The organism is Streptomyces sp. NPDC051315 (assembly GCF_044455165.1).
Taxonomy (GTDB): domain Bacteria; phylum Actinomycetota; class Actinomycetes; order Streptomycetales; family Streptomycetaceae; genus Streptomyces.
The window spans coordinates 1-1253 of the sequence record NZ_JBITEN010000060.1; the positions used below are offsets into that span (position 1 = coordinate 1).

Annotated in this window: 1 protein-coding gene; it reads left to right on the forward strand. The window is 69.3% G+C overall.

Annotated features, from left to right (window positions below; all coding sequences use genetic code 11):
* Window positions 1-1253 (forward strand): methylmalonyl-CoA mutase (locus ACIBBD_RS38785; RefSeq protein ID WP_399424731.1); only part of this gene is annotated, 1253 nt, incomplete at both ends.

The window sequence follows — 1253 nt, forward strand, 5'->3', positions numbered from 1 at the left end:
ATCGAGCCGGTCTACGGGCCTGCCGCCCTGGAGGGCTGGGATCCGGGGGAGAAGCTGGGCGAGCCGGGTTCGTACCCCTTCACCCGGGGTGTGTACCCCTCGATGTACACGGGCCGGCCGTGGACGATGCGTCAGTACGCGGGGTTCGGTACGGCGGTGGAGTCCAACGCCCGCTACCAGCAGCTGATCGCGAACGGCACGATGGGCCTGTCGGTCGCGTTCGACCTGCCCACCCAGATGGGCCATGACTCCGACGCGCCGATCGCGCACGGGGAGGTCGGCAAGGTCGGGGTGGCGATCGACTCGATCGACGACATGCGGGTGCTGTTCGGCGGGATCCCGCTGGACAAGGTCTCCACGTCGATGACGATCAACGCCCCCGCGGCGCTGCTGCTCCTGCTGTACCAACTGGTCGCCGAGGAGCAGGGCGTCAGCGCGGACCAGCTGACCGGCACGATCCAGAACGACGTGCTGAAGGAGTACATCGCCCGCGGCACGTACATCTTCCCGCCGAAGCCGTCGCTGCGGCTGATCGCGGACATCTTCAAGTACTGCCGGGCCGAGATCCCGAAGTGGAACACGATCTCGATCTCCGGCTACCACATGGCCGAGGCCGGCGCCTCTCCGGCGCAGGAGATCGCCTTCACCCTCGCCGACGGCATCGAGTACGTGCGCACGGCGGTCGCGGCGGGCATGGACGTCGACGACTTCGCGCCCCGCCTGTCGTTCTTCTTCGTGGCCCGGACCACGATCCTGGAGGAGGTCGCCAAGTTCCGGGCCGCCCGCCGGATCTGGGCGCGGGTGATGCGCGAGGAGTTCGGCGCGAAGAACCCCAAGTCGCTGATGCTGCGCTTCCACACCCAGACCGCCGGGGTGCAGCTGACCGCCCAGCAGCCCGAGGTCAACCTGGTCCGCGTCGCCGTGCAGGGCCTGGCCGCGGTCCTGGGCGGCACGCAGTCCCTGCACACCAACTCCTTCGACGAGGCCATCGCGCTGCCCACCGACAAGTCCGCGCGGCTGGCGCTGCGCACCCAGCAGGTCCTGGCCTACGAGACGGACGTGACCGCGACCGTCGACCCGTTCGCCGGCTCCTACGTCATCGAGAGGATGACCGACGACGTCGAGGCCGCCGCCGTCGAGCTGATGGGCAAGGTGGAGGACCTCGGCGGCGCGGTCGCCGCGATCGAGCACGGCTTCCAGAAGCAGGAGATCGAACGCTCCGCCTACCGCATCGCCCAGGAGACCGACTCGGG